21 protein-coding genes are annotated in these 22,352 nt (G+C 72.6%); 8 read left to right on the top strand and 13 right to left on the bottom strand.

The genetic code is table 11. The annotated features are described in order from the left end of the window. Positions 1–3: 3 nt before the first annotated feature. Both tal and tkt read right to left on the bottom strand, forming a co-directional pair. A complete protein-coding gene (gene tal / locus KZQ38_RS27455; protein WP_219445870.1) occupies positions 4–1,116 on the bottom strand; it encodes a transaldolase in 1,113 nt (370 codons plus the stop codon). A 22-nt stretch (positions 1,117–1,138) separates the two neighbouring features. After that, positions 1,139–3,232, bottom strand: a complete 2,094-nt coding sequence (gene tkt / locus KZQ38_RS27450; protein WP_219445869.1) for a transketolase — start codon at positions 3,230–3,232, stop codon at positions 1,139–1,141. Positions 3,233–3,515: 283 nt separating this feature from the next. Here tkt and KZQ38_RS27445 point away from each other — a divergent pair, with 283 nt between their 5' ends. Beyond that, positions 3,516–4,439, top strand: coding sequence for a heme o synthase (locus KZQ38_RS27445; RefSeq protein ID WP_219445868.1), 924 nt, complete (start codon positions 3,516–3,518; stop codon positions 4,437–4,439). Positions 4,440–4,464: 25 nt separating this feature from the next. Here KZQ38_RS27445 and KZQ38_RS27440 read toward each other — a convergent pair whose 3' ends face one another. The 4 genes from KZQ38_RS27440 to KZQ38_RS27425 form a co-directional block, all read right to left on the bottom strand. Further along, positions 4,465–5,052 (bottom strand): sigma-70 family RNA polymerase sigma factor, encoded by a 588-nt coding sequence (locus tag KZQ38_RS27440; RefSeq protein WP_372452291.1) that lies wholly within the window; start codon positions 5,050–5,052, stop codon positions 4,465–4,467. Between the two features lie 141 nt (positions 5,053–5,193). Next, a complete protein-coding gene (locus tag KZQ38_RS27435) occupies positions 5,194–5,847 on the bottom strand; it encodes an HD family phosphohydrolase (RefSeq protein ID WP_219445864.1) in 654 nt (217 codons plus the stop codon). Positions 5,848–5,896: 49 nt separating this feature from the next. Beyond that, the gene (locus KZQ38_RS27430; protein ID WP_219445863.1) at positions 5,897–6,544 is read right to left on the bottom strand and encodes a hypothetical protein; all 648 of its coding nucleotides are present in this window, start codon (positions 6,542–6,544) and stop codon (positions 5,897–5,899) included. Between the two features lie 6 nt (positions 6,545–6,550). Then, a complete protein-coding gene (locus KZQ38_RS27425) occupies positions 6,551–7,558 on the bottom strand; it encodes a hypothetical protein (RefSeq protein ID WP_219445862.1) in 1,008 nt (335 codons plus the stop codon). A 223-nt stretch (positions 7,559–7,781) separates the two neighbouring features. On the opposite strand from KZQ38_RS27425, the gene KZQ38_RS27420 reads away from it, so the two are divergent. Further along, complete coding sequence (locus KZQ38_RS27420; protein ID WP_219445861.1) at positions 7,782–8,357, top strand: FKBP-type peptidyl-prolyl cis-trans isomerase; 576 nt, start codon at positions 7,782–7,784, stop codon at positions 8,355–8,357. Between the two features lie 39 nt (positions 8,358–8,396). Here the strand turns inward: KZQ38_RS27420 and KZQ38_RS27415 are convergent, their stop codons facing one another. Beyond that, positions 8,397–9,368: a quinone oxidoreductase family protein gene (locus tag KZQ38_RS27415; protein ID WP_219445859.1), complete on the bottom strand. Its 972-nt coding sequence runs from the start codon at positions 9,366–9,368 to the stop codon at positions 8,397–8,399. A 64-nt stretch (positions 9,369–9,432) separates the two neighbouring features. After that, positions 9,433–11,055, bottom strand: coding sequence for a DUF885 domain-containing protein (locus KZQ38_RS27410; protein WP_219445857.1), 1,623 nt, complete (start codon positions 11,053–11,055; stop codon positions 9,433–9,435). Positions 11,056–11,091: 36 nt separating this feature from the next. Here KZQ38_RS27410 and KZQ38_RS27405 point away from each other — a divergent pair, with 36 nt between their 5' ends. Together KZQ38_RS27405 and KZQ38_RS27400 are read left to right on the top strand one after the other, a co-directional pair. Further along, positions 11,092–11,379, top strand: a complete 288-nt coding sequence (locus tag KZQ38_RS27405) for a hypothetical protein (protein WP_219445855.1) — start codon at positions 11,092–11,094, stop codon at positions 11,377–11,379. 1,008 nt (positions 11,380–12,387) lie between these two features. After that, positions 12,388–13,242 (top strand): ATP-grasp domain-containing protein, encoded by an 855-nt coding sequence (locus tag KZQ38_RS27400; protein ID WP_219445853.1) that lies wholly within the window; start codon positions 12,388–12,390, stop codon positions 13,240–13,242. A 10-nt stretch (positions 13,243–13,252) separates the two neighbouring features. Here the strand turns inward: KZQ38_RS27400 and KZQ38_RS27395 are convergent, their stop codons facing one another. Together KZQ38_RS27395 and KZQ38_RS27390 are read right to left on the bottom strand one after the other, a co-directional pair. Then, positions 13,253–14,830, bottom strand: coding sequence for a monocarboxylic acid transporter (locus KZQ38_RS27395; RefSeq protein WP_219445851.1), 1,578 nt, complete (start codon positions 14,828–14,830; stop codon positions 13,253–13,255). After that, entirely contained in the window at positions 14,827–15,225 is a 399-nt protein-coding gene (locus KZQ38_RS27390) for a DUF485 domain-containing protein (RefSeq protein ID WP_219445850.1), read from the bottom strand. The genes KZQ38_RS27395 and KZQ38_RS27390 overlap by 4 nt, the downstream gene beginning before the upstream one ends. 334 nt (positions 15,226–15,559) lie before the next feature. On the opposite strand from KZQ38_RS27390, the gene KZQ38_RS27385 reads away from it, so the two are divergent. From KZQ38_RS27385 to KZQ38_RS27370, 4 genes are read left to right on the top strand one after another with little or no spacing between them, the layout of a single operon-like run. Continuing rightward, the gene (locus tag KZQ38_RS27385; RefSeq protein WP_219445849.1) at positions 15,560–18,142 is read left to right on the top strand and encodes a sensor histidine kinase; all 2,583 of its coding nucleotides are present in this window, start codon (positions 15,560–15,562) and stop codon (positions 18,140–18,142) included. Continuing rightward, positions 18,139–18,582 (top strand): roadblock/LC7 domain-containing protein, encoded by a 444-nt coding sequence (locus tag KZQ38_RS27380; RefSeq protein WP_219445848.1) that lies wholly within the window; start codon positions 18,139–18,141, stop codon positions 18,580–18,582. Before KZQ38_RS27385 ends, KZQ38_RS27380 begins: the two co-directional genes overlap by 4 nt. Positions 18,583–18,589: 7 nt before the next feature. Beyond that, a complete protein-coding gene (locus tag KZQ38_RS27375; RefSeq protein WP_257902383.1) occupies positions 18,590–19,090 on the top strand; it encodes a DUF742 domain-containing protein in 501 nt (166 codons plus the stop codon). 47 nt (positions 19,091–19,137) lie between these two features. Beyond that, the gene (locus KZQ38_RS27370; protein WP_219445847.1) at positions 19,138–19,602 is read left to right on the top strand and encodes a GbsR/MarR family transcriptional regulator; all 465 of its coding nucleotides are present in this window, start codon (positions 19,138–19,140) and stop codon (positions 19,600–19,602) included. Here KZQ38_RS27370 and KZQ38_RS27365 read toward each other — a convergent pair. From KZQ38_RS27365 to KZQ38_RS27355, 3 genes are all read right to left on the bottom strand, one after another. Further along, positions 19,539–20,480, bottom strand: coding sequence for a COX15/CtaA family protein (locus KZQ38_RS27365; RefSeq protein ID WP_219445846.1), 942 nt, complete (start codon positions 20,478–20,480; stop codon positions 19,539–19,541). The two genes, KZQ38_RS27370 and KZQ38_RS27365, sit on opposite strands and share 64 nt — an antisense overlap. Before the next feature lie 64 nt (positions 20,481–20,544). Beyond that, a complete protein-coding gene (locus KZQ38_RS27360; RefSeq protein WP_219446227.1) occupies positions 20,545–21,264 on the bottom strand; it encodes an ABC transporter permease in 720 nt (239 codons plus the stop codon). Positions 21,265–21,317: 53 nt separating this feature from the next. Beyond that, a complete protein-coding gene (locus KZQ38_RS27355) occupies positions 21,318–22,250 on the bottom strand; it encodes an ABC transporter ATP-binding protein (protein WP_308258620.1) in 933 nt (310 codons plus the stop codon). Positions 22,251–22,352: the final 102 nt, after the last annotated feature.

Genomic DNA, 22,352 nt, shown 5'->3' with positions numbered 1-22,352 from the left:
TGTTCAGTCCTTAGCCTGGTTCAGTTGGCCGGTCACCGTGTCGAGCAGTTCCGCCCAGGACTTCTCGAACTTGTCCACGCCCTCGGTCTCCAGCACGGCGAACACGTCGTCGAGGTCGATGCCGACCTCGGCCAGCCCGTCGAAGACCTCCTGCGCCTGCGCGGCGCGCCCGGTCACGGTGTCACCGGTGATCCTGCCGTGGTCCGCGACGGCCTGCAGCGTCTTCTCCGGCATCGTGTTGACTGTGTCGGCTACGACCAGCTCGTCCACGTAGCGCGTGTCCGAGTAGGCGGGGTCCTTGACACCGGTGGACGCCCACAGCGGGCGCTGCGCACGCGCGCCGGCGGCGGCCAGCGCCTCCCAGCGCTCGCCCCGGAACGTCTCCTGGAACGCCGCGTACGCCAGCCGCGCGTTGGCGATCGCGGCCTGGCCGCGCAGCTCGGCCGCGCGCGGCGTGTCCAGCGCGGCCAGCCGCTTGTCGATCTCGGTGTCCACGCGGGACACGAAGAACGACGCCACGGAGTGGATGCCGCGCAGGTCGTGGCCGTTGGCCTTGGCCCGCTCCAGGCCGACCACGAACGCCTCCATCACGTCGCGGTAGCGCTCGGTGGAGAAGATCAGCGTCACGTTCACGCTGACGCCCTCGGCGAGCACGCGGGTGATCGCGGGCAGGCCCGCCACCGTCGCCGGGATCTTCACCAGCAGGTTCGGCCGGTCCACGGTCTTCGCCAGGTCCAGCGCCTCGGTGACGGTCGCCTCCGTGTCGTGCGCGAGGCGCGGGTCCACCTCGATCGACACGCGGCCGTCCACGCCGTCCGTGGCCTCGTACACCGAGCGGAACAGGTCGCACGCGTTGCGCACGTCGGTCGTGGTGATCTCGCGGACCGCGGCGTCGGTGTCCGCGCCGCGCGCCACGAGCGCGCGCACCTGCTCGTCGTACGCCTCGCCCTTGGCCAGGGCGCTCGCGAAGATCGTCGGGTTGGTGGTCACGCCCACCACGTGCCGGTCGGCGATCAGGCCGGCCAGGTTGCCGGTGTTCAGCCGCTCGCGGGACAGGTCGTCCAGCCAGATCGACACACCGGCGTCGCTGAGCGCGGCCAGGTGGTTGGCAGTCATCTCGTCATCTCCCCTGTGGGTACTAGCGGGCCTCGGCCAGCGACCGGCGGGCCGCCGCGACGACGTCCTCGGTGGTGAAGCCGAACTCCCGGAACAACGTCTGGTAGTCGGCGGAGGCGCCGAAGTGCTCGATCGACACGATCTCGCCCTTGTCACCCGCGAACCGGTGCCACGGCTGGGCGATGCCCGCCTCCACCACCACGCGCGCCTTCACCGACGACGGCAGCACCGATTCCCGGTACGCCTCGTCCTGGGCGTCGAACCACTCGACGCTCGGCATCGAGACCACACGGGTGGCAACGCCCTCGGCCTCGAAGACCTTCCGCGCCTCCACCGCGACCTGGAGTTCCGAGCCGGTGGCGATGAGGAGCAGCTCCGGCTCGCCCTCGCCCTCCAGCACGTAGCCGCCACGCCGCACGCCCTCGGCCGCCTTCTCCTTGGTGCCCGCGAGCACCGGCAGGTTCTGCCTGCTCAGCGCCAGGGCCACCGGGCCGTCGGTCTGCGCGATGTTGGCCCGCCAGGCGGCGGCGGTCTCGTTCGCGTCGCCGGGGCGCACCACGGTCAGGCCGGGGATCGCGCGCAGCGCCGCCAGGTGCTCGATCGGCTGGTGCGTCGGGCCGTCCTCGCCCAGGCCGATCGAGTCGTGCGTCCACACGTAGGTGACCGGCGACTTCATGATCGCCGCGAGCCGCACGGCCGGGCGCATGTAGTCGGAGAACACCAGGAACGTGCCGCCGTACGGGCGGGTCGGGCCGTGCAGCGCGATGCCGTTGAGGATCGAGCCCATGGCGTGCTCGCGGACGCCGAAGTGCAGCGTCCGGCCGTACGGGTGCGCCTTCCACATGCCCGTGGAGATCGACTCCGGGCCGAACGACGCCTCGCCCTTCATGGTGGTCAGGTTCGACTCGGCGAGGTCCGCCGAGCCGCCCCACAGCTCGGGCAGCACCGACGCCAGCGCGGTCAGCGCCGCACCGGACGCCTTGCGGGTCGGCACGCCCTTCGGGTCCGGGTCCCACGACGGCAGCACGTCCGCCCAGCCCTCCGGCAGCTCACGCGCCACCAGCCGGTCGTACAGCGCCTTGTGCTCCGGGTTGGCCTCGGCCCACGCGTCGAACGACCGCTGCCACTCGGCCCGCGCCGCCTCGCCGCGCCGCACCACGTCGCGTGCGTGCGCCAGGACCTCGTCGGCCACCTGGAACGTCTGCTCCGGGTCGAAGCCGAGGATCTCCTTCACGGCCGCGACCTCGTCCGCGCCCAGCGCCGCGCCGTGCGCCGCGCCGGTGTTCTGCTTGTTGGGCGCCGGGTAGCCGATGATGGTGTGCAGCAGGATGAACGACGGCCGCGTCGTCTCCGCGCGCGCCTTCTCCAGGGCCTCGATGATGCCCGTGACGTTCTCGCCGCCCTCGACGACCTGCACGTGCCAGCCGTACGCCTCGTAGCGCTTGGCGGTGTCCTCGGACAGCGCGATCGTCGTGTCGTCCTCGATGGAGATCTTGTTGTCGTCGTAGATCACCGTGAGGTTGCCCAACTGCTGCGTGCCGGCCAGCGACGACGCCTCGGAGGTCACGCCCTCCTCGATGTCGCCGTCGGAGGCGATCACGTAGATCTGGTGGTCGAACGGGCTCTCGCCGGGCGCGGCGTCCGGGTCGAACAGGCCGCGCTCGCGGCGCGCGCCCATCGCCATGCCGACCGCCGAGGCCAGGCCCTGCCCGAGCGGGCCGGTGGTGATCTCCACGCCGCGGGTGTGGCCGTGCTCCGGGTGGCCGGGCGTCTTCGAGCCCCACGTGCGCAGGGCCTTCAGGTCGTCCAGCTCCAGGCCGTAGCCGGACAGGTACAGCTGGATGTAGAGGGTCAGGCTAGAGTGGCCGGCGCTGAGCACGAACCGGTCGCGGCCCGGCCAGTCGGCGTCCGCCGGGTCGTGCCGCAGGACGCGCTGGAAGAGCGTGTAGGCGAGCGGCGCCAGGCTCATCGCGGTGCCGGGGTGGCCGTTGCCGACCTTCTGCACGGCATCGGCGGCCAGGACGCGGGCGGTGTCGACGGCGCGCTTGTCCAGCTCCGTCCAGTCGTCGGGCAGATGGGCCTCGGTCAGCCGGGTGATGTCATCGGTGACGGACACGGACTTCCAGCTCCAGTCTCACGTAGGCGGCGGTGTTCGACAGGACGTCTCAATCGATCCCGTCAGGCCCGATCCGCGGTTTTCCCTCGTCCGCCGGCCAGCCTAGTCGGCGGCTCCGAGCCTCGTGCCGTGAACATCCTGTGGGTGTACGCACAGCGTGTTCACGGCGGCCTCACACGTGCGCGGGGCGGGCGTTCCGTCCCCTTCAGGCGTACCCGCACGGCTTGTCGTTCCAACCCGCGGTTACGATCTGCTCATCCCCGACCTGGTCAGAAGGAGCGCGATGAGTGCCGTCAGCGAGCTTCCGGCGCGGTCGCCCCGACAGGTCGTCGGCGCGTACGTGGCCCTCACCAAGCCCCGCGTCATCGAGCTGCTGCTGATCACCACGATCCCGGCGATGCTGCTCGCGGCCCGGGGCCTGCCGCCGCTGTGGCTGATCGCGTGCACCCTCGCGGGCGGCACCCTGGCCGCCGGCTCGGCGAACGCGTTGAACTGCTACGTCGACGCCGACATCGACTCGGTGATGAAGCGGACCACGGCCCGGCCGCTGGCCCAGAACGCCATCCCGCCGCGCAACGCGCTGATCTTCGGCATCGTGCTCGGCGTCGTGTCGTTCGGGTTCCTGTGGCTGACCACGAACCTGATCTCCGCCGTGTTCGCGGTGGCGACCATCCTCTTCTACATCTTCGTCTACACGCTGGTGCTCAAGCGGCGCACGTCGCAGAACATCATCTGGGGCGGCATGGCCGGCTGCATGCCGGTGATCATCGGCTGGTCGGCGGTGACCGGGCGGGTCGAGTGGCCCGCGCTGGCCATGTTCGGCGTGATCTTCTTCTGGACCCCGCCGCACACCTGGGCGCTGGCGATGAAGTTCAAGGAGGACTACGCGCGGGCGGGCGTGCCGATGCTGCCGGTGGTGGCGACGGCGCAGCAGGTGACGCGGCAGATCGTGATCTACTCCTGGGTCACCGTCGTGTGCAGCCTCCTGCTCGCGCCCGTGACGTCGTGGATCTACGTGGCGGTGGCCGCCCTGTCGGGCGTGTGGTTCGCGGTGTTCGCCCACCGGCTGCACGGCGTGGTGCGCCGTGGCGGGTCGACGAACACGATGAAGTTCTTCCACCTGTCCAACCTGTACCTGATGCTGTTGTTCTGCGGCCTGGCGGTGGACGCGGTGGTCGGCCTGCCGGTGCTCGGCCTGCCGTTCTGACCGCGCCGGGCCGCCCGGGTGGCGCTCACAGCGCCACCAGCTGCTCCGCCAACTCCTTGCGCAGCTTCGTCAGGGCGCGGTGCTGGGCGACGCGCACCGCGCCCGGCGTCGACTCGACCGCCTCGGCGGTCTCCTCCGCCGACAGGCCCACCACGACCCGCAGCAGCAGGATCTCCCGCTGCTTGGGCGGCAGCACGGCCAGCAGCCGCGCCATCTCCTCGGACAGCTCGCCACGCAGCAGCACCAGCTCCGGGCCCGCCTCCGCGCCCGGACCGTCCGGCACCTCCGCCACCGGGTCCACCCGGTTGCGCGCGCCGTACCGGTGGGCGTCGGCGACCTTGTGCGCCGCGATGCCGTACACGAACGCGAGGAACGGCCGGCCCTGGTCGCGGTAGCGCGGCAGGGCCTGGAGCACCGCGAGGCACACCTCCTGCGCGACGTCGTCCGGCGCGGGCAGCGCGCCGCCGAGCCGGGCCCGGCAGTACCGCAGGACGGCGGGGCGCACGGCGCGCAGCAGCCGGTCCACCGCGGCCCGGTCGCCCGCCACGGCCCGCGTCACCACCTCGGGGGGCACCGACTCCCGTAACGGCACCGTCCTGTCGTCCGCGAACACCACGCACCTCCGCCCCCGCCGCGGCGCCCACCGCGGCTGTCGCACGGGGGACGCGCACTGTCCGTGGCCATTACGCGGGCAAACGGAGTAATTTCGGGTGGTTTTCGGAGTATTTTCGCGGTGTGCGCGTTTGAGCGGCCGTCAGGGCACCTCGGCGAGCAGCCGGTCGACCGTCGGGTCGTCCAACGACTCGACGATGCACCGCCACAGCTCCAGGTTCGCCGTCGCCCAGCGCGCGTAGGTGGCCGCCGCCTCCTCGTCGTAGAAGTAGTAGCCGTCGTCGTGCTTGGCCTGCTGCTCGCCGACGATCTTGTGCGCCAGCTCGCGCAGCGTGATGCCGTTCTCCGCCAGGTAGCGGGGCGCGAGCACCACCGGCGTCACCGGCAGCGCCTTGAACAGCGTGTCGGCGTCCGACAACGCCTGCGCCTCCCGTGAGATGTGCCGGTGGCGGGTGCGCATCTCCGCCTCCTCCACCACCGCGTCCACCCGCGCCGCCGCGGCCTCCGGCACGCCCGCGCCGGCCAGGATGGTCAGCCGCAGTTCGCGGCCGTCCACCGGCAGCGAGTTGCGGCGGACCATGTAGTTGACGTCGTGGACCAGTGCGGCGACCTCCACCAACGCCACGTCGGCGCCGTTGCGCCGGGCGAAGCCGACCGCCTTGTCCCGCACGAAGCTGACGTGGTGCCAGCCGTGGAACGGCAGCCGCGCGGCCAGCGCGCGGCACAGCCGCCACACCTCGCGCTCCACTCCGGAGACCGCCTGCGCCGTGATCGTCGGTGCCGAGACCGTGCTCATGGGACCCTCCCGTGCCGGGTGGGCCGATGGTAAGGCGGTCGGGTGGTCCTCAGAGGGAGTTCGCGAGGACCTCCAGCCTGGACTCCACCGGCACGTGCCGGTGGCTGGTCCGCGTGTCGGGGTCGAACGACAGGCTCCACGGCTGTACCGCGCGGCTCTTCACCAGGAAGGTCCGCGTGTCGTCCGCCGCTTTCGGGATGCGGTGGAATTCGTGCGCGAGCATCGTCCCGGAATCACCCTCGTGCGCCTCGGTGCTGCGCAGCAGCGTCGTGCCGGCGATCGACGTGCCGTCCGACGACAGCCGCGCGTCGAAGCGTTCGTGCAGGTAGGAGCCCTTCAGCAGGACCGTGCAGAAGTGGTAGCGGTGGTTGTGGATGGAATCGGCGTAACCCGGTCGCCAATCGCGCTGCGGTTTGTACTCGTGCAACCAGAACGTGAACGGCTCGGCCGGCACGTCCCGCAGGCACCACGCGAAGTGCGTCGTGGTCTCGCGTGATCCCGCGGCCACCCGCATTTCCTCGCGCGGCGACAGCCGCCGCAGGTGCGCGCGCAATCGCGCCCGCAGCCCGGGCCGGGCCGCCCACTCGTGGAAATGGCCCCGGACGTGCTCCCAATGGCCCACGACAGGGGGGTCGGCCACGGCCAGGAGCGCGGCCAGTTCCGCGAGCGCGGACGACCCGGAAGACTCGGACGACACGACTTATCAGCTCCCCAACTGAGCGGAGGCGGAGAATTCCTTGCGAAAGCGGTGGAACTTGTCCTCCAGGGTGCGGAAACCCTCTTCGGACAACGGCGCGCCGGTGATCTCCGCGAACATCCCGCGGAACTCGGCACGCGTGGTGGCCGGGTGGATGACGACGTGCGACCCGGCCCGGGAATTGCTCACGCGCAGGAACTCCGCGCGTTCCATCCCGTACAGGAAGGAGCCGTCGGAGAACCGCAGCGTGCGCGGGTAGAGGCGCACGGCGCCCGACCCGGCCGTGCTGTAGAGCGTCAGCCAGGCGCTGTCGTCGAACAGCTCCAGCCGGTCCAGCGGCGGGTCCGGCACCATCGTCAGGTCGATTCGCGAGCACCGGCCGCGGGCCAGGAACAAGCCGACCAGGCCGACCCGGACCTGTTCCCGCAGCCGGTCCGCGATCGCGTCGTAATCGCCGTCGGCGCCCTCGTGCCGCAGCAGGTAGCGGGCCCGGCCGCCGATCGCGTCCGCGTCACGCGGGTCCGCCAGCACCGCCCGCAGCTCGCACTCCGACCGGGACAGCAGCAGCCGGCCCGCCGCGTACCGGCCCGCGAAGCCGCGGAAGCCGTACAGCCGGGTGCGCTCCAGGTCCTGCATCATCACCTGGTTGAACGCCGGGTCCGGCCGGGCGGTCGGCTCGAACACGTGGCTGGGGAAGAACTCGCGGTCCAGCGCGCGGTACTCGGCGGTCAGGTCGTGCAGCGCCTTGCGGCTCTCCGCCACCACCGGCGCGACCAGCGCCCGGTGCGCCGCGCTGCTCGTCACCAACGTCTGCGTGAATCCCACGACGGCCGAGATCATGGTGCCGGTGCCCACCGACGTCAGGAAGTTGCGCACGGCTCCCGGCATCATCCCGCTGGATACCACCAGACAGGTGCCGGAAGTCACCACGAGTATCAGCAGAAGCAGCCCGGTCCTGGTCCAGAACAATTCCTGCAACAGGTTGCCGCGTTCGCCCCTGGGCTCCGCGGACACGGTGTTCACCTCCTTGGCGCGCACCCGAAAGGTTGAGCGCCGGGGGTATCCGATCAAGTGCGCGGAGTTACTGTACGCTCGGGTGTCTCACTTCGGAAGCGGTAATTAGTGGCACATTTGCGGATTAATTCCGGCCGGTTCGGCAGCGCACCGTGACCGCCGTTGCGCCTGCCGGTGGGCCTGGCCGTACGGCGTCCGAGCCCGCACCATAAGCTCGGCAACCATGCGTACTGTCGGCCGTACGGCCCTGGTCCTCGTCCCGCTGCTGTCCGCCGGCCTGGCGCTGTCCGCGTGCACCGCGAGCGACCGGCCCTCCACCATGACCAACACCCCCACGCCGACCACCCGGCAGCAGGCCGCCGAGCGGCTCCCCGAGCCGAGCGGCCCGCCCTGCGAGGTCGCCCAGTACCAGGTGACCGGCGCGCCGGGCGAGAAGCCGGCCATCACCGTGCCCACCGGCTGCAAGCCGCAGGACGGCCTGCTGGTCAAGGACATCACCGAGGGCACCGGCGCGGAGATCAAGGCCGGTTCCAACGCCGAGCTGCACTACGTGCTCGCGACGTTCCGCGACCGCAAGACCCGCGAGGCGTCCTGGGACAACGGCAAGCCGCTGGCGCTGGAGAACATCGGCCAGGCGTCGGTCATCCAGGGCTGGAACGAGGGCCTGATCGGCCTCAAGGAGGGCGGGCGCCGCCTGCTCGTCGTGCCGTCCGACAAGGGCTACCCGCAGGGCAGCGGCAGCATCCAGCCCGGCGAGACGCTGGTCTTCGTGGTGGACGCGGTCAAGGTCGAGGGCTGACCGCGCGGGGTCCCCGGCGCCGGGGACCCCACCGACCGGTCAGGGGATCAGCAGCAGCTTCCCGGTGGTGCGGCGGCCCTCCAGGTCCTCGTGCGCCCGGCGCGCCTCGGCCAGCGGGTACCGGCCGCCGACCCGCACCGCCAGGGCGCCGCTCTCCACCGCCGCGAACAGCTCGCGGGCCCGCTGCTCCAGCTCCGCGCGGGTCGCCGTGTACGCCACCAGCGACGGCCGCGTCAGGTACACCGAACCCGCCTTGTTCAGCCGCAGCGGGTCCACCGGCGCGACCGCGCCGCTCGACGCGCCGAACAGCACCAGGAAACCACGCGGGCGCAGGCTGTCCAGGCTGCCGTCGAACGTCGCCGCGCCCACGCCGTCGTACGCGGCGGCCACGCCCTCGCCGCCGGTCAGCTCCCGCACCACCGGCGCGAAGTCCACCCGGTCGTAGCGGATCACCTCGTCCGCGCCCGCCTCCCGCGCCAACGCCTCCTTCGCGTCGGTCGACACGGTGCCGATCACCCGCGCGCCCCGCGCCTTGGCCAACTGCACCAGCAGCAGGCCGACACCGCCCGCGGCGGCGTGCACCAGGACCGTGTCGCCCTCGCGCACCGGGTAGGTCGACGAGACCAGGTAGTGCGCCGTGAGGCCCTGGAGCATCAACGCGCCCGCCGTGTCGTCGTCCACGCCGTCCGGCACCCGGACCGCGACCTCCGCGCGCACCACGACCTGCTCCGCGTAACTGCCCTGCGCCGCCGCCCACGCGACCCGGTCGCCGACCGCGAACCCGGACACGTCCGGGCCCACCGCCGCCACGCGGCCCGTGCCCTCCAACCCGATGCCGAACGGCAGCGGCAGCGGGTAGCGGCCCTCGCGGTGGTAGGTGTCGATGTAGTTCACACCCGCCGCGGCCACGTCCACCACCAGTTCGCCCGCACCCGGCGTCCGGGGCTCGACGTCGTCGAACCTCAGCACCTCGGGGCCGCCGGTCGCGTGCACCACCACTGCCTTGGGCATACCGTCCTCCGCGCTCACTCGGTTTCGCTCCAGGCCAACTCTGCCGCACCGCCCGGTGTTCCCGTCACCGTCCCAGTGCGACCCTCCGCGCCAGACCCAGCGGCAGCGCGCCCGAACCCGCGATGCGGTCGTGGAACTCGCGTGGCGTGCCGGTGAACTCCGCCCGGATGCGCTCGATCTCCAGCGCACCGGTCAAGTAGGACGGTGCCTGCGTCGGCCACGCGCAGTACCGCGACACCTCGCCCCGGGCCGTGCCCGGCGTGAGCGACGCCTTGGTGGTCATGAAGTCCTCCGCCTCCGCCACGTCCATGTCGCCGCAGTGCAGCGCGGTGTCCACGACGATCCGCGCCGCGCGGAACAGGCGCGCCTCCACGTGCGCCAGCTCCTGCGCGCGGGCCCTCTTGGCGTCACCCGCGTGCTCCGCGCTGAAGTAGCCGTTCTCCCGCAACAACTTCTCCGCGTACAGCGCCCAGCCCTCGGAGAAGTACGGCGTGCGGAACACCTTGCGCACCGGGCGGTTCTGGGCGGCCAGCCACGACAGGTGCCAGTGGTGGCCCGGGTACGCCTCGTGCACCGCGATCGTCGCGAGCTGCGCGCGCGAGTTCGTCCGGAGCTGCTGCGCGACCTGCTCCGGCGTGAAGTCGTCCGGCGGCCACGGGACGAAGAAGTGGCCCAGGCGGGAGGACGTCAGCGGCGGCGGCGACATGTAGGAGGCGACGCTGAGGATCGGGCGCTGGAACGCGGGCGACGGCAGCACCCGGCACTCCTCGCCGTCGGGGAGCGTCACCAGGCCGTGCTCCACCAGGAACGCCCGCGCCCGGCGCGTCTCCGCCTCGTACTCGTCGCGCATCGCCGCCGGCGTCGGCGGGTGGTCGTCCTGGAGCGACAGCATCGCCGCGTGCCAGTCGGCGGTGCCCGCGAGCGACCGGATCTCGTCCTCCAGCTCCGCGTAGGCGGCCCGGCCGCGCTCGTGCAGCTCGGCCGCGCCGTAACCGAGGACCTGCCGCTCCCGCAGCAGGCGCGAGTACAGCTCCTCGCCCATCCGCCAGTCACCACGCGCGGTGTCGGCGAGCTTGTCGAGGAACGCGGCGAACCGGTCGAACGCCACCGCCGCCGGTTCCGCCGCGTCGGCCACCCGTGCCCGCAGTGCCGGGTCGGCGACCTCGGCCGGCAGCGTGCGGGTCAGGAAGTCCCGCCCGGTGCGCGCCTGCGCCGCCGCCCGGCGCACGATCCGAGGTGACGCCAACGCGGGGTCCAGGTTGGCCTCGCCCGCGGCGAGCAGGGCCGGCACCTCCGCGAGCCGCCGCACCGCCAGCTCCACCAGCTCGGCCTCGGGGCGCAGCCGGTGCAGGAAGCTGGTGAACAGCGGGTAGAGCACCGCGCCCGAGTATTCGGACGGGTCGCGTCGCCACGAGGGCCACGACGACTCCGCCAGGTCGCCACGCAGGACGGAGACGATGAGGTCCCGGTCGACGGATTCCTCCAGGTCGTCGGTGCGCGTGCGTTCGAACCTCCGCAGCCACTCGGCGGCTTCCCGGTCGTAGGACTCGAAGGCCGTGGCGGAGAAGTCGCCCAGCGTGTGGTCGTGACGCAGCGAGCCGAGCATCGCGGCGGTACCCGGACGGCGGTCGAAGTGCCAGGTGAGGAAGTCTTCGACCAGGTGAGGGAGTGTCGTGGTTTCGGTCACGGGACGGAAGTTACCCGCAGGTCTTAGGCTGGCGGGGTGCCTGAGGAGAAGAAGATCGCCGCCGCGGTGAAGACGGCGAACGAGTTCGTGGCGTCCCACGGCAAGCCCGCGCGGGCCGTGGTGGAGAACGTCGGGCGGGCCGGTGCGCGCATCGTGCTGGTGGGTGCCGACGGCGCCATGGGTGACGTGATGGTGCCGGACGTGGAGACGGCGGAAGCCGTGGTGGCTGCCGTGGCCGACATGGACGAACACACGTGGGACCGAGACACCACGGAGGCCCTGAAGATCGGCCCCGCCCACCGGCACCGCATGGCCGGCCGTTGAGCAGCCTGTGACCTGCGGGTTCGTTGGGGCGTGATCACTCCTTCGGGCGAAGTGGGCGGGATTCGGGCACTTTTTATTTACCATTCGCGTTGCCAGAACAAGGTGGCGGCGCCTGGCGGGAACAACGTGCACGCGGCTCCGACCACAGCCACGCCCACCCGCCCCGACCCCGCCCCGCTCCCGCCCGCCGCCTGCCCCCGCCGCCTGCCCGCTCTCGCCCCACGCACGCGAACCTCGCGAGACTCCGCCTCGCCTGACCGCTGCGGCAGCGACCGCGGCCCGACCCAGGCCAGGACGTCGTCCTGACCGCCGGCTGCTCCAGCCACGCCGCCGGTTGCACCAACCGCCGAGTGCTCACGGCCTGCCCTGACCGCCCGCGCTGACCTGCCCGCGCTGCACCGTCCGCTCTCGGCCCCGCCCGCATCCGACGCCAGATCGTGCCGACCCGCAGCGCGTCCCCCGCAATGTGCTGGCCGACCACATGTCCGGCGGGGCTGATGAGGACGGCTTGCTGGTCCGCACCCGGGCTCGCCGGCCGGCGGGTGATGCCGAGCCGGTGCCCGAGTGGCCTCCAGCCCTGGCCTGTCGCGGCTGATGCTGCCGCCTGCCAGCTCCCGACGACTCCGCTGCCTCGCGTTTCGCCGCCCGCGATCGGCCCTGTCCACCTCGCGATTGGCCCCGCCCAGCCCTCGTGACCTGCCCAGCCCTCGTGATTGGCCCTGCCCAGCGCCGAGCGGGTGCCGGGGGAGCGGAGTGGGCCGCGCGGTGGCGCGGCGGGGTTTCGTCGGTGCCGCCGTCCGGTGGGAGATCCAGCTGCCTGGTCCATCCGCTCGAACCCGCCGTCCCGGCGGGTCGGGTGTCGCGGAGCCGTTAGCGGGGAAGCAGCCGGGAACTGTTGTGGCGCAACGGAAAGCGGGCGAATGGGGGCACCGAGCGGGGTGGCGGGGCGCGGGGAGGGGCTGGGGGAGGGGCTGGGGGAGGGGGTGCGCGCAGGCGGGTGTTTACGCTGTGGACGTGAAGGTTTTTCTTGCCACCTGTGCCTCGCTGCCCGCCGGAGACGGCGATGACCGTGCCCTCGCCGACGCCCTCAACGACGTCGGGATCGACGCCCGCTGGGCGGTCTGGGGGTCGGACGAGGCCGCGGACCTGGTGGTGTTGCGGTCCACCTGGGACTACACCGACCGGCTGGGCGAGTTCCTCGACTGGTGCTCCTCGGTACCCGCCCTGGCCAACCCGGCCGACGTCGTGCGCTGGAACACGGACAAGTCCTACCTGGTCGAACTCGCCCAAGTCGGCGTGCCGGTGGTGCCCACCACCCTCGCCACACCGGGCTTCACCGACTGGCCCGACGGCGACTTCGTGGTCAAGCCGACCGTCGGCGCGGGCTCGCGGGGCGCCCTGCGGGTCGCGGCGGGCGACGTCGACGTCGCGGCACACCACCTCGAATCCCTCGGCGGCCCGGCGTTGGTGCAGCCCTACCAGTCCACAGTGGACAGGGTGGGGGAAACGGCGCTGGTCTTCCTCGGCGGGCAATACTCGCACGCCTTCACCAAAGCCGCCATGCTCACGCCGGACGCCGCGTACGACGAGTCCGGCCTCTACATCGTGGAACGGCTCGCCGGCGCGTCACCGACCGGCCCCCAACGCCGGACCGCGGAGGACGTGCTGGACGCCGCGGCCGGGCTGCTCGGCCTGCGCCGCACCGACTTCCTCTACGCCCGCGTGGACCTGCTCGCCGCCGCGGACGGCTCACCGCTGCTGCTGGAACTGGAACTGGTGGAACCGGCCCTCGGCTTCCGCCAGACCGACGCCGCCGCGCCCATGCGCTTCGCGTCCGCCGTGCGCAACGCCCTGCGCGCCTAGCCGTCGAACGTCACCGGAGGCCGGAGCCGATACCCGTCAGCGCCCGGACCTCCATCTCGGCCTGCTTCGCGGGGTCGGCCTCCTCCTTGCTCAGCACCGTGCCCAACCACCCGCACAGGAACGACAACGGGATCGACACCAACCCCGGGTTGCCCAACGGGAACCAGGCGAAGTCCACGTCCGGGAACACCGACGTCTTCGTCCCGGACACGGCGGGCGAGAAGGCGATCAGCACCACGCACGACCCGAGCCCGCCGTAGATCGCCCACAGCGTCCCGTTGGTGTTGAACCGCTTCCAGAACAACGAGTAGATGATCGTGGACAGGTTCGCCGACGCCGCCAGGGCGAACGCCAGCGCCACCAGGAACGCCACGTTCTGCCCGTTGGCCGCGATACCGCCCCCGATCGCGAGCACCCCGACGCCGACCGCCGTCAGCCGCGCCACGCGCACCTCGGCCCGGGGATCGGCCTGACCGCGCTTGATCACGTTGGCGTACACGTCGTGCGCGAACGACGCCGACGCCGTCAACGTCAACCCGGCCACCACGGCGAGGATCGTCGCGAACGCCACCGCGCACACGACACCCAGCAGCACCACGCCACCGATCCGGAACGCCAGCAGCGGCGCGGCGGAGTTCTCGCCGCCGGGCGCGGACCTGATGGCGTCGGAACCGACCAGGGCCAGCGACCCGAACCCGATCACCAGCGTGCACAGGTAGAACGTGGCCATCATCCACGTCGCCCACACCACCGAGCGCCGCGCCTCACGCGCGTTCGGCACCGTGTAGAACCGCATCAGCACGTGCGGCAGCGAAGCGGTGCCCAGCACGAGCGCCAACGCCAGCGAGATGAAGTCCAACCGCGTGATCGCGGTCTCGCCGTACCGGACGCCGGGCTCCAGCAGTTCCGGCCCGAGCGGCGTGTTGCGGGTCGCCGTCTCCAGGATCTCGGACAGGCTGAAGCCGAACTTCCCGAGCAGGAACACCGACATCAGCGTCACGCACAGGATCAGCAGCACGGCCTTGATGATCTGCACCCACGTGGTGCCCTTCATGCCGCCGACGAGCACGTACATCACCATCACCACACCGACGACGGCGATGACGAGCGCCTGCCCGCCCTTGGTGTGCACGTCCAGCAGCAGCGCCATCAACGCGCCCGCGCCCGCCATCTGCGCGATCATGTAGAACAACGAGATCACCAGCGTGACGTTCGCCGCGGCGGCCCGCACCGGCCGCTGCCGCATCCGGTACGCGAGCACGTCGCCGAGCGTGAACCGGCCGGTGTTGCGCATCCGCTCGGCGATGATCAGCAGACCCACCAGCCAGGACACCACCCAGCCGATCGAGTACAGGAACCCGTCGTAGCCATTGACGGCGATGCTGCCGGAGATCCCGAGGAACGACGCCGCCGACAGGAAGTCGCCGGACAACGCGATCCCGTTCTGCGGCCCGGAGAAACCGCTGCCCGCCGCGTAGTAGTCCGACGCGGTCGTGTTGCGCGAACCCGCCCGGTACACCACGAACAGCGTGATCACCACGAAGACCGCGAACACGCCCAGGTTGATCGCGGTGTTGCCACCGGTCACCGCTGGTCCTCCGCGGTGAGCGCCCGGACCGCCGCCACCTGCGGGTCGAGCCGGCGGCGCGCGTAGCGGGCGTAGGCCAACGTCAACGCGACCGTGGTGGCGAACTGGAGCAGTCCGAACACCAGGCCCACGTTGACCGCGCCGAACACCTTGGCGCCCATGAACTCCGGCGCGTACGCCGAGAGCACCACGTAACCCAGGTACCAGCCGAGGAACCCGACCAGCGCGGGCAGCACGAACGCCCTGGTGCGGCGGCGCAGCTCCTGGAACTCGGGGGTCTCGCGGATCGCGGCGAAGTCCGGTTTGCCCGCCGCGTCCACCAGCAGCGGCGGTGGTGGCTCGTCGAACGTCGCGAAGCCGCGTGTCCGCCCCGGGGACGGGATCGCCTTCGTCATCCAGCCCTCCACGGGGTCTGCACCGCAGGGGTCGCGCGGCTCGGTCGAGCGATCAGCCTAATCGCGGCCGGCTCCCAGTCAACGGTCCGCGCGGGCCGCTGACCGGCGCGGGAACCGTTCCGGCAGCTCAACTCCCGTCCCGGTGGCAGGTCTCGATTGCGTCGCGCACGGGTGGTCACGTTCCGTGCCTGGTCCGAACGGTTGAGCACATGCGCGGAGATCGTTGTCCCGGCCCCGATCACGACCTACTATCGCCCATCAGCGTCCGCCGCTCGCCCGTGCATCCGCGCAGGTGTCGAGCGTGGTGGACCAACTACTCGACCGGGAATGTGTGGTGACTGGCGACAACAGCGCACGCCGGCTCCGGTGGGGCGCCGTCGCGGACTGGCGGAACTGGCGCCTGCCGGTCAAGCTCGCCGCCGTGCTGGCCGTGCCGGTGCTGGTCGCCGTGGGCGCGGGCATGGTGCAGATCCGCGGCTACGTGCGTGCCGCCGACGGTTATTCGGCGATGCAACGCATGGTCACCCTCCGTACCGGTCTGGACCCGTTGCTCGCCGGTGTGCAGGCGGAGCGCGCGCTGTCCGCCCGTCGTGCCGAGAACGCGCCCGCCGACCAACGCCGGTTCAAGGAGCTGGTGCGGATCACCGACACCGCCGCGGCCGGTGTGCGCAACCTGATGGAACGCGCCGGTCCCTCGCTCGGCGAGGTCGCCACGGCCCGGTTCCACGACGCGGTGGCGCAGCTCGACAGCCTGCCGGGGCTGCGGGAGCGGGTGCTCACCGGCGGCATCGACCTCGCGGGCGGCATCGGCGGCTACAGCGCCGTGCTGCGTGCCCTGCTGGACTTCGACCAGGCGATGGTCGGCGACTTCGGCGACGCGGCCCTGTCCGGCACCGCGACCGCCCTGCACAACCTGGCCATGGCGGGCGAGCAGATGTCGTGGCAGCACGCCACGGTGCTCGCCGGTGCCGGTCGGGGCGGGTTGTCGGACGCGGAGCGCACCGCGCTGGAGGAGTCCTGGACGCGTCAGCAGGACAAGCTCGCCGACTTCTCCGCCGTCGCCACGCCGCGGCAGCAGGACGCCTACCGCACCGCGTTGTCCGGCGCGGACGTGGACGCCCGGCACGCGATGCTCCAACGGGTCCGCAACGACCCGGACGCGGTGGGCGGCGTGGCCGCCGACACGTGGGACGGGCACGCGACCGCCACCGCGAAGCGGCTCGACGGCGTGCTGCGGGGCCTGGAGGACCAGCTCAAGGAGACCTCGTCGCGGCTCCAGGACGAGACCAGCGACCGCGCGGGCCTCGCGTCGGTGATCCTGGCGGCGTCGATGTTCGCCGCGGTCGCGGTCGGGTTCGTCGTCGGCAGCTACCTGCTGCGGTCGCTGCGCGCCCTGCGGGTGGCGGCGCTGGACGTGGCGGGCAACCGCCTGCCGACGCTGGTGGCGCGGCTGCGCACGGACACCGCGCCGGACACCGACATCGCGCCGGTGCCCGTGCACACCAGGGAGGAGTTCGGCGAGCTGGCGCGCGCGTTCGACGCGGTGCACCGGCAGGCCGTCACGTCCGCCGCCGAGGAGGCGGAGCTGCGCACCGCGATGCGCAACGCGTTCATCAACCTGTCGCGCCGCAGCCAGGGCCTGGTGGAGCGGCAGCTGCGGTTGATGGAGGAGCTGGAGCGGCGGCAGGACGACCCCGAGCAGCTGGAGGGCCTGTTCAAGCTGGACAACCTCGCCACCCGGATGCGCCGCAACAACGAGAACCTGATGGTGTTGTCCGGCAGCGACGTGGCCCGCCGCTTCACCCGCCCGGTCCCGCTGGGCGACGTGCTGCGTGCCGCCGCGTCCGAGGTCGAGCAGTACCAGCGGATCGTCATCCAGCCCACGCCGGCCGTCGAGGTGGTGGGTTACGCGGCGGGCGACCTGGTGCGGCTGGTCGCCGAGCTGATGGACAACGCCACCGCGTTCTCCCCGCCGAGCACGCAGGTCGTGGTCGGCGGGCGGGCCCGGCCCGGCGGCGGTGTCCTGCTGGACGTGGTGGACGTGGGCGTCGGCATGTCCGAGGAGGACCTGGCCGAGGCCAACGCCAAGATCGCCCGCGCCGCCGCCGACGACTCCGCCGAGCTGCCGGTGTCGCGTCGGCTCGGCCTGTTCGTGGTGGGCAGGCTCGCCGGGCGGCACGGCGTGCAGGTCGCGTTGCGGGAACAGGTCGAGGGGCTGCGTGCCGTGGTCGCCGTGCCCGTCGAGCTGGTGCGGCCGGTGAAGGCGCCCGCCACGCCGCCGACGCCGGTGTCCTCGGCCGCGGCGGCGAGCGCCGACAGCTGGGCCGCGTTCCGGGGCCGCACCACCGAACCCGCCCCGACGGGACCCACCGCCTTCGGCACCACCACGCCGACCCCGCCCCGCCCGACCCCGCCGCCCGCCGCCCGGCCCGCTGCCACGACGCCCACCCCACCCGCGGCGACTCCGCCCGCCGCGCCGACCCCTGTGCCGACCCCTGTGCCGACCGCCCCGTCCCGCACCCCGGGTGCCTTCTTCACCAAACCCGCGCCCCGGTCGCCCGCGCCGGCCTCCGCACCCGGCGCGCCCCGACCGACCTCGGCGTGGTTCGGGTCCGCACCGGTTCCGGCCGGCTCGGAACCACCGCGCGCGCACGACGTTGGAGGTAACGGGCACGTGTCCGTCCCCGACCAAGGGGGTGCGGTGCGGGAGGAGGCGGCGGTGGGGAACGACTCGGGTCTGCCGAAGCGGCGGCCCCGGTCGAACCTGGCCGCCGACCGGCCGTCCGCCGAGCGGGCGGGACACGTCCGGAGGGACCCGAACGCGACACGCGGGTTCTTGGCGAGCTACCAGACCGGCGTCCGGCAAGGTGTGCGGGAGTCCGGGGAGAACCGAACGGGGCGGGAGAGCGGAACATGAGCGGGCAGAGATCACGGCAGGTGGACCAGTTCGGGTGGCTGGTGAGCAACTTCGCCGAACGCGTGCCGGGCGTCGCGCACGCCGTGGTCATCTCCGTGGACGGCCTGCTGCTCACCGCGTCCGACGGCCTGCCGGACGACCGCGCCGACCAGCTCGCGGCGATCGCGGCGGGTGTGGCGAGCCTCACCGAATCCGCGTCGCGTTGTTTCGACGGCGGCGGCGTGCTGCGCTCGGTGATCGAGATGCAGTACGGGATCATGCTGCTGATGTCGATCCGGGACGGTTCGTGCCTCGCGGTGCTCGCCGCACCGGACTCCGACGTCGGCCAGGTTGCCTACGAGATGACCGTGGTGGTGGACCAGGTGGGGCAGCTGCTGACCCCGGAACTCCGCGCGGAGCTGCACGGCGCGCAGCGGATGATGGCCCGCCCCTCGGCGTGAGGTGGTCATGACCCAGGACGACGAGGAGCAGACGTTCGCGGACCTGCTCAACGGGTTCAGCCTGGGCGGCAGGCGGCACGCGCCCGAGCGCCCGGCCGAACCCGACCCGGTGGACCGGCCGACCGCACCGCACCCGGTGTACTCCGAGTTCGCCGACGACGAGGAGTTCCCCGGCGACGAGGGCGCGTCGATCGTGCGCCCCTACTCGTGGACGGGCGGGCGCACCAGGTCGGAGCGGCAGCTGGAGATCGAGACCCTGGTGTCGGCGGTCGACGACGAGCCGCCGCCCGCGTTGCGCGCGGAGCACCAGGCGGTGGTGGACCTGGTGGGCAGCCCGCGGTCGGTGGCCGAGGTCGCGGCGCTGCTGCGGCTGCCGCTGGGCGTGGCGAAGGTGCTGCTCGGCGACATGGCCGAGCGTGGCCTGATCGAGGTGCACGAGACGGCGCCGGTGGACGGTCCCGATCTGGGGCTGATGGAGCGCGTGTTGGCGGGCCTCCGGCGGCTCTGACTGCCTACTATGGCTTCAGTGTCGACCAAATCAGGGGGTTGGTCAGCGTGGGTGTCGGACGTGAGACGCGGTTGTCGGCGTGGATCGAGCGGTTCGCGGCGCACTTCGCCGAGGAGGGCATCCCGCTGATCGGCGGGCGCATCCTCGGTCACCTGCTGGTGTGCCAGCCGACCGAGCGGACCGCGGCGGAGCTGTCCCAGGAGCTGGAGGCGTCCAGCGGCTCGATCTCCACGAACCTGAAGTTCCTGGTGAACGCGGGTCTGGTGACGAAGCGGACGCGGCGCGGCCGGCAGGCCGCCCAGTACCGGATCAACGAGAAGAAGTGGGCCGACCTGGTGCAGCGCAAGCTGGACGCGCTGGTCGGCGTGCGCGAGCTGACCGAGGCCGGGATGCGCCTGATGAGCGGTGACCCGCAACGCGCGGCGCGGCTGCGGACCGTGGACGACCTCTACGCGTGGCTGGCGACGGAGCTGCCCGCGGTCTGGGAGCGCAGGCCCACCTCGTCCAGGTGAGCCCGGACGCGGGTGGCCGTCCACAGGTGGGCGGTGGCGATCACCACAGCGCCCGCGCCCAGCACGTGCACCGACACCAGCACCTCCGGCACGCCGGTCCAGTATTGGACCATGCCGATCACGCCCTGCGCGAGGACGGTGGCGACCAGCACCGCGTAGGGGCGGCGGGCGTGGCGGCCGAGCAGGAAGCCGAGCCCGACCAGCATCCCGAGGAACAGGAACAGCAGGTCGGCGTGCACCTGGGCGAGGGTGGGCACCGGCAGGTCGAGGCGCGGGGCGGACGCGTCGCCGGCGTGCGGCCCGGCGGCCGTGACGAACGTGCCGGCGAGCACCAGCAACCCGAGGACCCCCGCCTGCACCACCTGGAGCCGCTGGGCGTTGGCGGACACCAGCGGCACGGCGGGTCCGTCACCCTCGCGCAACGCGGCGAGCAGCACCACGGCGGCCCAGGTCAGGCCCATGGAGACCATGAGGTGGATGCCGACGGTCCACCACAGCAGACCGGTGAGCACGGTGATGCCGCCGATACCGGCCTGCACGACCACGCCGCCGAACTGCACCAGCGCCAGCTTCACCACGCGCGGCCGGCGCGGCCGGTCCACCCAGGCGGCCAGCAGGCACAGGCCCGCGATGATGCCGACGACGCCGGTGAGCGTGCGGTTGCCGAACTCGACCCACTGGTGCAGGGGTCCGATCTCGGGGTGGGCGACGGGGACCAGGGAGCCGGACACGCACTCGGGCCAGGTGGGGCAGCCGAGCCCGGACCCGGTCACCCGGACCACGGAGCCGGTCACCGCGATCCCGGCTTGCGCGGCCACCACGGCGATGGCGAAGGCGCGCTGGAACTTGAGCAGGAACGCGGTCAACCAGGCTGGCACGGTCACCGATGGTAGGCACCGGCCGCGGGCAACCGCCGTCCGGGTCGTCGTAGCGGTCCGGGCGCTAGTCGAGCCGCGTGGTCCGGGTGGCGAGGGCGGCGGCGGCCACGCCCCAGCCGAGCAGGACCAGCACGTGCCGGAGCGCGGGCGCGGAGCCGTCCACGACGGCGGCGTGCAGGCCCTCCGCGAGCGCGGCCGACGGCAGCAGGCCCACGACGGACGACAGCCACCCGGGCAGGTCGGCCACGCCCAGCGCGACGCCGCCGACCAGCAGCAGCACCACCCAGACGATATTCGCCAGGGCGAGGACGACCTCCGCCCGCAGCGCGCCGCCCAGCAGCACGCCGAGGGCGCCGAACGCCAGCGTGCCGAGCACCAGCAGCAGCACCGCCCACAACGCGCCCGCCGGTGTCGGGAGGTCCCAGCCGAGCAGCAGCGCGGCGCCGGCCAGCAGCACCACCTGGACCGCCACCACGGCGAACGCGGCGGCGACCCGGCCCGCCACCAGCAGCCACCGGGGCAGCGCGGTGGCGGCCAGGCGCTTGAGCACCCCGTACCGCCGGTCGAAGCCGAGGGCGATGGCCTGGCCGGTGAACGCCGAGGAGATCACGGCCAGCGCCAGCACCCGCGCGACGGCCGAGCCGACCCGGGGTTCGGGCACCGGCAGCACCGACATCTTGGCGAGCGCCACCAGCAGGGCGAGCGGGATGAGGACGGTGAGCAGGACCTGCTCACCGTTGCGCAGGGTCAGGACGGCTTCGGTGCGGGCCTGCGCCCACAGCATCCGGAGCAGCCCGCCGCGTCCGGGCGCGGGCGTGAAGGTGCCGGGTGGGAAGGTCACGACCGCAGCTCCCGTCCGGTCAGGTCGAGGAACACGTCCTCCAGGCTGCGCTTGGCCACGGTCAGCTCCTCGGCCAGCACGCCCTGCTGGGCGCACCACGACGTCACGGTCGACACCACCTGCGGGTCGATGCGGCCCTCCACGAGGTAGCCGCCGCGGGTCGCCTCGCGCACCCGCATCCCCTCCGGCAGGGCGTCGGTGAGCAGCGCCAGGTCCAGGCCGGGTCGGGCGCGGAAGCGCAGTTGCTGCTCGTCGGCGTGCGGCGCGGTCAGGTCCGCGGGCGAGCCGGCGGCGACCACGCGGCCACCGTCCACGATCACCACCCGGTCGGCCAGCGCCTCCGCCTCGTCCATCAGGTGCGTGGTGAGCAGCACGCTCACGCCGTCCGCGCGCAGCGCGGCCACCAGGTCCCACACCAGCCGCCGGGCCTGCGGGTCCATGCCGGCGGTCGGCTCGTCCAGGAACACCAGCTCGGGGCGCCCGACCAGGGCGCACGCCAGGGACAGCCGCTGCTGCTGGCCGCCGGACAGCCGCTTGTAGGGGGTGCGGCCGACACCGGTCAGGCCGAGGACGTCCAGCAGCCACGCCGGGTCGTGCGGGTGGGCGGCACACGCGGCGACCAGCCGCAGCATCTCGTCCGCGCGCACGCCGGGGTAGCCGCCGCCGCCCTGGGGCATCACGCCGATGCGGGGACGCAGCAGGGGCGAGCGCGGGTCCAGGCCCAGGACCCGGACCTCGCCGCCGTCGGCGCGGCGGAAACCCTCGCACACCTCGACGGTGGTGGTCTTGCCGGCGCCGTTGGGGCCGAGCAGCGCGAGGACGGCGCCGCGTTCGAGGGTGAGGTCGAGTCCGTTCACCGCGACGACGGAGCCGTATCGCTTGACCAGCCCCGACACTTCCACGGCAGGGTGCTGGGGGTGCGGGCTCACGACGGCAGAGCCTAGGGCGTGCCCGCACCACCTCCGTGGTGGGGTCAACCCCACCATGGTCATCGGGGTTCCCCCAGGGTTGTCTCGGGGGCACTCCGGATA

The organism is Saccharothrix obliqua (genome assembly GCF_019375475.1).
GTDB lineage: Bacteria > Actinomycetota > Actinomycetes > Mycobacteriales > Pseudonocardiaceae > Actinosynnema > Actinosynnema obliqua.
The sequence above is the reverse complement of the archived record's forward strand: the minus strand, read 5'-3'. Positions and strand labels throughout refer to the sequence as shown.